At 64.5% G+C, this 5729-nt stretch carries 3 protein-coding genes; 2 read left to right on the forward strand and 1 reads right to left on the reverse strand.

Going from position 1 to position 5729, the window contains the following annotated elements; all coding sequences use genetic code 11:
• Nucleotides 1–383 precede the first annotated feature (383 nt).
• Complete coding sequence (locus tag M727_RS0132325; protein ID WP_027155993.1) at nt 384–1211, reverse strand: ferredoxin--NADP reductase; 828 nt, start codon at nt 1209–1211, stop codon at nt 384–386.
• Between the two features lie 233 nt (nt 1212–1444).
• Here M727_RS0132325 and M727_RS0132330 point away from each other — a divergent pair, with 233 nt between their 5' ends.
• Both M727_RS0132330 and M727_RS0132335 read left to right on the forward strand, forming a co-directional pair.
• Nucleotides 1445–3529, forward strand: coding sequence for a hydantoinase/oxoprolinase family protein (locus M727_RS0132330; RefSeq protein ID WP_027155994.1), 2085 nt, complete (start codon nt 1445–1447; stop codon nt 3527–3529).
• A 1-nt stretch (nt 3530) separates the two neighbouring features.
• A complete protein-coding gene (locus M727_RS0132335; RefSeq protein ID WP_027155995.1) occupies nt 3531–5276 on the forward strand; it encodes a hydantoinase B/oxoprolinase family protein in 1746 nt (581 codons plus the stop codon).
• Nucleotides 5277–5729 lie beyond the last annotated feature (453 nt).

Raw genomic sequence — 5729 nt, forward strand, 5'->3', positions numbered from 1 at the left:
CGCCTGCGGCGCCGGCGCATTGGCGGCGGTACGCGCCGGCAGCGGCGTGATCTTCGAAGGTCCCAATCTGTCGGCACTAAGCTCGGCTTCGCGGCTGGTGCTGCTCATCTCCTGCCCTTTCGTTCGACGACTGTGCCGAAGATAGCCCGTGAAGCAGCGCTTCACGAGTCCTTCAGGCGGTCATAACGGAAAAAGCCTGCTGTGACATCAGCCGAACAGCGCGGCGCTCTTCCTTCTCCCCTTGTGGGAGAAGGTGGCCTCGCGAAGCGAGGTNGGATGAGGGGTGTTCCAGCTTGGCACCGCCGCGCTCCGTCCAGCACCCCTCAACCGTCTTGGCGCTGCGCGCCAATCCACCTTCTCCCACAAGGGGAGAAGGAAAGACCCTACCCGACAAACGCGCGCTCGACGACGAAGCTTGCCGGATGGTGCAGCGAGCCTTCCTCGAAGCCGAGGCTTTCGGCCAGCTCTTTGACATCCCTGAGCATGTGCATCGAGCCGCAGATCATGATGCGGTCGGTCTCGGGGTCGAGCTTGTCGATGCCGAGATCGGCATAGAATTTTCCCGAGCCGATCAGCGCGGTGATGCGGCCCATGCGCTCGGAGGTTTCGCGCGTCGTCGAATTGTAGAGCGTGACGCGGCCACCGGTCAGCTCGCCGATCAGCGGGTCGTTCTCCAGCTCTGCAACCAGCTCCTGGCCGTAGGTCAGTTCGGCATTGTCGCGGCAGGTGTGGGTCAGCACGACCTGCTCGAATTTCTCAAAAGTGTCGGGATCGCGCAGCAGGCTGGCGAAGGGCGCGATGCCGGTGCCGGTCGAGATCATGAACAGCCGCTTGGCCGGGGTCAGCGCGTCGACCACCAGCGTGCCGGTCGATTTTTGCCGCATGATGACGGTGTCGCCGATCTCGATCTTCTGCAGCTCGGACGTCAGCGGGCCGTCCGGCACCTTGATCGAAAAAAATTCCAGTTCGTCGTCCCAGGCGGGGCTGGCGATCGAATAGGCGCGGAACACCGGCTTTTCGGCGTTGGGCAGGCCGATCATGACGAACTCGCCGGAGCGGAAGCGCAGCGACTGCGGCCGGGTGATGCGGAACGAAAACAGCCGGTCGGTATAGTGCTTAACCGAGACGACGGTTTCGGCATAGACATTGGCCGGTATCGGGAACTGCAGCGGCCGGGCGCCGGCGATGTTGAGCGCGGATGTGGTGTTCATCAAACCTAACCTTCTGGCCTAACCTTCTGGCCAACCCGAGGGCGCTGACGCCAAACTTTCTCCTGCGCGCCCGAACCGATCAGGTTCCGGCGTGCCGTTTGCACACTGCCAAGCGGTAAGCTCTTGTGTCCGGAATTTATTAGTATACAAATGATATTTGCGTCAAGACGCCAGGCTGAAACACCTTTCCAAACTGAGACATATCTGTAGTCCTGACATTTCGGGTTTCGACAATGGAAGAGAATTTTTCGGCGCAGACGCTGGATTCCTCGGGCAGCGTCGTCGCCGGCATCGATGTCGGCGGAACCTTTACCGACCTGCTTCTGATCGACGGGCGTCACGGTGGCAAGGTGCATATCGCCAAGACCCCGACCACTGTCGACAACCAGGCCTTCGGCGTCGTTTCGGCGCTCGACGCCACCGGCTTTCCCATCCGCGGCATCGACCTCATCGTGCACGGCACGACCACCACCACCAACGCAGTGCTCGAACGCCGGCTGGCCAGGACCGGCATGATCACCACGCGCGGCTTTCGCGACGTCATCGAGCTTGGACGGCGAACGCGGCCGCAGGCCTATGGCATGACCGGCAGTTTCGTCCCGATCATTCCGCGCAATCTGCGGCTTGAAGTGTCGGAGCGCGTCGAAGCCTCGGGCGCGGTGCGCATTCCGCTCGACGAAGCCGAGATGCGCGCGGCGGTTTCACAATTGATCGAGGCCGGCTGCGAATCCCTCGTCATCCATTTCCTGCATTCCTACGCCAATCCGGCGCATGAACGACGCGCGGCCGAGATCGCCGCCGAGCTTTGGCCGAATAGCTACATCACGACAGGCCATGCGCTGCTGTCGGAAGCGCGCGAATTCGAGCGCGGCGTCACCGCTTCGGTCAACGCCTCGGTGCAGCCGATCCTCGAACGCTATGTCGAACGGCTGCGCAAGGAATTGGCATCAAAAGGCTACGCCCGCGACTTCCTGATCATGAACGGCAATGGCGGGATGATCTCGGCCCGCTTTGTCACACGCGAGTCAGCCAAGACCGTCATGTCGGGTCCGGCCTCCGGTGTCATCGCCGCCGCCTATACGGGAAAACGCGCCGGCTTCGAAAACCTGGTCACTTACGACATGGGCGGCACCTCGACCGACGTGGCGCTGATCCGCAATGCCGAACCGGCGGTTTCGAACGAGATCGAGATCGAATATGCGATGCCGATCCATGTGCCGATGGTGGCGGTGCACACGGTCGGCGCCGGCGGCGGCTCGATCGCCCGCGTCGATGCGGCAGGCCTGATCCAGATCGGCCCGGAAAGCGCCGGCGCCAATCCCGGCCCGATCTGCTACGGGCGCGGCGGCAGCGAGCCGACCATCACCGATGCCAATCTGGTGCTCGGCCGGCTGGCGCCGAAGAAGCTGCTTGCGGTCGAGAACCCCGTCACCGTCGAACACGTCACCGGGATATTCGAGGACAGGATCGGCCGTCCCACCGGCCTGTCCGGCGTCGAGGCGGCGGGCGCGGTGCTGCGGCTCGGCAACATGAAGATGGCCGGCGCCATCCGCTTGGTCTCGGTGTCGCGCGGCCACGACCCGCGCGATTTCGCGCTGTTCGCCTTCGGCGGCGCCGGGCCGCTGCATGCGACAGCACTGGCGCGCGAGCTCGGCCTGCCAAAGGTGCTGGTGCCGGCACGGCCGGGCATCACCAATGCGCTCGGCTGCGTCGTCGCCGATCTCAGGCACGATTTCGTCAACACCGTCAACCAACCGGTGGCCAGTCTTGATGAAACCAAGCTTCATGCCATATTGGAACGGCACCGAAACGAAGGCGAAGAGCTGATCGGCAAGGAAGCGGTGAAACCGGAGACGATCCGCGTCACCCATTCCGCCGACATGCAGTTCGTCGGCCAGACCCATATCATCAACGTCCCGCTGCCGTCGTCTTCGGTGACGCGCGCGGTCCTGCAGCAGCTGTTCGAAAAGGCCTATTTCGCCCGCTTCAAGGTCGAGCTGCCGGAAATCCGCGCCAATCTGGTCAACCTCAACACCTCGGTCACCGGCCTGCGGCCGGCGATTGATCTGTCCCGACTGATCGACCCTGCGGGGCGCGCGACAACGCTGGCCGAAGCACAGCGCGAAATCCGGCCGGTCTGGTATGGCGGACGCTGGCACGACACGCCGGTCTATGTCAGGGAAAAGCTGCCGCTCGACGCCGTCATCGAAGGGCCGGCGATCCTCGAACAGATGGACGCCACCACCGTGCTCGAGCCCGGCGACCGGGCGCGCTCGGACGCCGACGGCAACATCATCATCGACATTGGTGAGGCCTGAGATGCAAAAGCTCGACGCTATCACGCTTTCGGTCATCCAGGCGGCGCTGCAGCAGGTCTGCGACGAGATGGACCTGACGTTTTCGCGCGCTGCCTTCTCGCCGGTCATTGCCGAGGCCAACGACCGCTCCGACGGCATCTATTCGGCGGTCGACGGATCGCTGATCGCACAAGGCAGCCAGGGCCTGCCGGTGTTCGTCGGCGTCATGCAGTATTCGACCAGGACGGTGATCGAGATGATCGCCGACGGACGCTGCCTGCCGCCCGGGCCAGGCGATATCTACATCGTCAACGACCCCTATCTCGGCGGCACCCATCTGATGGATGTGCGGTTCGCCATGCCGGTCTACAGGGACGGAAAAATCTTCTGCTGGCTGTCGAACACCGGCCACTGGCCCGACATCGGCGGCTCGGTGCCGGGCGGCTTTTCTGCCTCGGCAACGGCGGTCGAACAGGAAGGCTTGCGACTGCCGCCGGTAAAGCTGTTCAAGCAGGGCGTGCTCGACCGCGAGATCTACGCCATCATCTGCTCCAACATCCGCGTTGCCGACCAGCGCATCGGCGACATCCGCGCACAGGCGGCGGCACTGCTGATCGGCCAGGACCGGCTCAACGGCATCCTGGATCGTTACGGTAACGAAACAGTTGTCGAGGCGATCGCTGAACTGCGCCGCCGCGCCGCCGAACAGATGCGCGCCAACATATCGGCCATTCCCGACGGCATCTATCGCTCGCAGGCTTTCGTCGATTCCGACGGGGTGGTGAACGAGCCGCTGACCATCGCGCTTGCGGTGGAGAAACACGGCGACACGCTCAGCTTCGATTTCTCAGGCTCGTCAAAGCCTTGCGCCGGGCCGATGAACAGCGTGCTGGCGACGACCTTGTCCTCGGTCTACCTCGCTATGCGCCACATTTTCCCCGACGTGCCGATCAGCGCCGGCGCCTTCGAGCCGCTGATCGTCAAGCGGCCGGAAGGCACTTTTCTCGACGCCAAATATCCGCGCCCGGTGTCGGGCTGCGCCGCCGAGGTTTCGCAGCGCATTGCCGAAGCGGTGTTCGCGGCGATGGTGCAGGCGCTGCCGGACAAGGTGACGGCGGCGCCGGCCGGTTCCAGCGGCAATTTCGCGCTCGGCGGCAACGATCCGGCCCGCGGCCGCGACTATGTCATGTACCAGATCTCCGGCGGCGGCTATGGCGGCAATGCCGATCATGATGGCCTGAGCAATGGCTGCTCGACCATCGGCATTTCAAAATCGCCGCCGGTCGAGATCATGGAGCAGGCTTTCCCGGTGCTCTACCGCCATTATGCCCTGCGCGAAGGCTCGGGCGGCACCGGCAGGCATCGCGGCGGTTTCGGCCTCGCCTATGAGGTCGAGATCCTGCGCGGCGACGCCCGCGCCTCCTTCGTCATGGACCACGGCCGCTTCGGCCCGCAGGGCGCGCTCGGCGGCAAGGACGGCGCGGTCAACACGGTGACCGTGTTTCGCGACGGCAGAGAACATGTGCCGCCGCACCTCTCCAAGGAGCAGGACATTGCGCTGCAGGCCGGCGACCGCGTGCGCGTCGGCACGCCGGGCGGCGGCGGCTATGGTGATCCCCTGCAGCGCGACCCGGAACTGGTGCTGCGGGATGTCAGGCTGGGGTACTATACGCCCGAACAGGCCAGCGAGAAATTTGGCGTCGCTCTGTCCGCGGACGGGTCGGCAATCGACCAGGCCGCCACCGAGCGGGCGCGAGCCGCCGGCTGACCGCCGAAGCCTCCAATCGGCGTTGCCGCGCCGTGATCGCCGCCGCGCATGTCGTTTCCGTCTCCGCCGCGCGCCATGCCCGCGACACCGCCCGAGCCCGACTATCCGGCCGAGGCGACGGTGCGCAGCGTGCGCCACAATGGCGAGATCAGNTGGAACGGNGGNTTCGTCTACGTTTCCAAGGCGCTGGCCGGCGAAGCGGTCGCCGCCACCGAAACCGAGGATGGTCAATGGGCGCTCAGCTTCCATGCCCACCCGCTCGGCATCCTCGACACCAGTCGCATGAAGCTTGTCCGCCGCAGCGTCGCGCCAACCAAACCGCATGGCGCTGCGGCGGACACCACAGGGGGAAAACTGTAACCCATGTATCCGGTTCAAAGTGTTACCCATCTCTCAACTGGACAATTTCCTGCACCGCTGCCGATTGGCGAAATCCTCGGTGACGGCGTCCTT

It is taken from the genome of Mesorhizobium sp. WSM2561 (assembly GCF_000513915.1).
Lineage (GTDB): Bacteria > Pseudomonadota > Alphaproteobacteria > Rhizobiales > Rhizobiaceae > Mesorhizobium > Mesorhizobium muleiense.

Excerpts from the sequence above, each read along its gene's own strand:
- M727_RS0132325 (WP_027155993.1), bottom strand. The coding sequence starts at position 1,211 with ATGAACACCACATCCGCGCTCAACATCGCCGGCGCCCGGCCGCTGCAG.
- M727_RS0132330 (WP_027155994.1), top strand. The coding sequence starts at position 1,445 with ATGGAAGAGAATTTTTCGGCGCAGACGCTGGATTCCTCGGGCAGCGTC.
- M727_RS0132335 (WP_027155995.1), top strand. The coding sequence starts at position 3,531 with ATGCAAAAGCTCGACGCTATCACGCTTTCGGTCATCCAGGCGGCGCTG.